This window comes from Bradyrhizobium sp. MI1.3 (assembly GCF_055811695.1).
Map to the genome: position 1 here is coordinate 1 of NZ_JBVVPQ010000182.1, position 2,480 is coordinate 2,480.

A 2,480-nucleotide genomic window follows, 5' to 3' on the forward strand; every position below is an offset into this window, starting at 1 on the left:
ACCGGACGACCCAGGCTGACGATACCAGCCTTCGCCAACGCATGAGGGCGATCGCCCAGGAGCGCCGCCGCTTCGGCCATCGGCGGCTGCATGTTCTGCTCAGGCGGGAGGGGTATTCGATCAATTGTAAAAAGCTGTTCCGGCTCTATCAGGAAGAGAAGCTAACGGTGCGCCGCCGTGGTGGCCGACCGCGGTCGACTCTTCTGGTCTGGCGCGAATTGGCCGACTGTTAGCGAAGTTGCACGACTGTGTGAGCGCCTACATCTGTTCGCCGGACCCGTCGCCTCTCGCGAGATCGCGTGTCCGTTGCATCGTGCGGGAAAAATATTCCCCGCGCTCGCGGCGCACACGCTCTTGATGCGCTCTGAAATTCGCAACTCGTTCGCTGATGTGCTCTCGCTCGGAGGTGTCGCAGCTCAACCGCCGGGGAGAATTGGGCGGGGTCGGCGCAATGGGTGCTAGCAGCTTTGGAGCAGGCGCTAAGCTCCGTGCGCGTTCTACGATCGTCGCAGATTGTTGAACCAGCGCCTCCAGTTCCTTCTTCCAGTTCATCTTGCGTGTTTGCGTGTTCTCCTTGCGTGTTCTCCGAGCAGTCATGGAGCATGCGCAGTAGGCTCGTCCAGCTATCCCTTTTGGTAGTTGCGAGGCCGCTGCTTGTCCGCAAAATAGTTGCCAATGAGCCATCTGGACCGATGTAATTCGCGGCTCTACCGCTAGCAGAACCCACCAACGTGACCTTCGTCGCAGCGGCGATGATCGTTCTTTCAACGTCAATAACCGTCGCGACAGAGCTGGATTGAATTTACCGCGATTGGGCGGGATCATCTTCGGTTGAGTGCTCGTCCGGTCGCCACGCCATTATGGGTTCGCTCTCCGCCCTAGAGCCTCTAGAGCTGGTCCCGGTTGTCTGAACAGAGTTTCCGCGTCGATAAGTGGAGCCTCTGCCGGGGTTAGGCCGCCATGCGGAGTGGCAGCGGGGTGAAGTAGGCTTGATCCGGCGTGCTGCCGTCAAGACTCGAATGGGGACGCCTGCTGTTATAGAAGTCGAGATATCGGCCGATCGAGCTGCGCGCCTCGCTGACGCTGTCATAGGCCCGCAGGTACACCTCCTCGTATTTGACGCTGCGCCAGAGCCGTTCGACAAACACGTTGTCCCGCCATGCGCCCTTGCCGTCCATGCTGATCGCGATGCCGTTGTCGGCGAGCACGCCGGTAAAAGCCTGTCCGGTGAACTGCGAGCCCTGATCCGTGTTGAAGATGTCCGGCTTGCCGTGACGAGCCAAGGCATCCTCCAGCGTCTCGACGCAGAAGGCTGCTTCCATGGTGATCGACAGCCGCCACGACAGAACACGACGTGTTGCCCAGTCCAGCACCACGGCGAGATAGACGAAGCCACTCGCCATCGGGATGTAGGTGATGTCCATCGCCCAGACCTGGTTCGGTCGCGTGATCTCCATGCCGCGCAGCAGGTATGGATGGATCTTGTGGCCGGGCTCGGGTGTGGTGGTGCGCGGACGGCGATAGAGCGCCTCTATCCCCATCCGCCGCATCAGCGTTTTGACATGCCGGCGGCCGATCTTGCACCCCTCGGCAGCCAGCAGGCCTCTCAGCATTCGCGAACCGGCGAAGGGATACTCCAGATGCAGCCGGTCGAGACGCCGCATGATCGCGAGATCGGCGTCCGGCACCGGCCGCGGCAGGTAGTACACGCTGCCGCGGCTGATGTTCAAAGCCTCCGCCTGCCTGGTGATCGGCAGCTCGTGCTCATGGTCGATCATCGCCTTGCGCTCAGCAATCCCGCCTTGGTGAGCGCTCCTTCTAAAAAACTAGGCGCGGCGCTGCGCGCCCCCTGTGGGATAGAAACGGCCGGCGCTAGATTGCCGACCGGAAGGGAGCGGCCGATACGATTTTGGTGGCACGTGACCCCGTTAAAAAAACCTGGTCCATGGGTTGTTGCGCACTTGAGAGTGGTGACGCCATCCGGCGATCCCGTTTAGGAATCTGATCAATTGCGCAGCTCAGCCCTTCTCTGTCAGCAGGAGGATTGGAGATGTACCGCAATGAGTCGAAGTCCAAGGTCGACCGTACCATGCCCATGGCGCACCTGAACGCGGCTGCCATCGATGTTGGTGCGAATGTGCACATGGCTGCCGTAGGACCTGATCACGCACTTGAGCCAGTACGCAGTTTTGGCACCTTCACGGCTGATCTCGATCAACTGGTAAAGTGGTTTGTGGAGTGCGGAGTCGAGACCGTCGTGATGGAATCAACCAGCGTCTACTGGATTCCGATCTTTGAGCTTCTCGATGCACAAGGATTCGCTGTGTTTCTTGTCAACGCGCGCGATGCCAAGCACGTGCCGGGGCGCAAGACCGATGTCAGCGATGCGCAATGGCTGCAGCAGCTCCATTCATTCGGGTTGCTGCGGGCCAGCTTTCGGCCCAAAGGGCAGATTGCCGAGCTGCGAGCCTACGTGCGTC

1 protein-coding gene and 2 pseudogenes are annotated in these 2,480 nt (G+C 60.4%); 2 read left to right on the forward strand and 1 reads right to left on the reverse strand.

Translation table 11 applies throughout. The features are described from left to right. Nucleotides 1–197 (forward strand): annotated as a pseudogene (locus AC0L3A_RS40440) (IS3 family transposase); the annotation flags it as partial. A 753-nt stretch (nt 198–950) separates the two neighbouring features. Here AC0L3A_RS40440 and AC0L3A_RS40445 read toward each other — a convergent pair. Next, nucleotides 951–1,826: pseudogene (locus tag AC0L3A_RS40445) on the reverse strand (IS3 family transposase); the annotation flags it as partial. Nucleotides 1,827–2,050: 224 nt separating this feature from the next. On the opposite strand from AC0L3A_RS40445, the gene AC0L3A_RS40450 reads away from it, so the two are divergent. Continuing rightward, a partial coding sequence (locus AC0L3A_RS40450) for an IS110 family transposase (protein WP_473256552.1) occupies nt 2,051–2,480 on the forward strand: 430 nt, incomplete at its 3' end.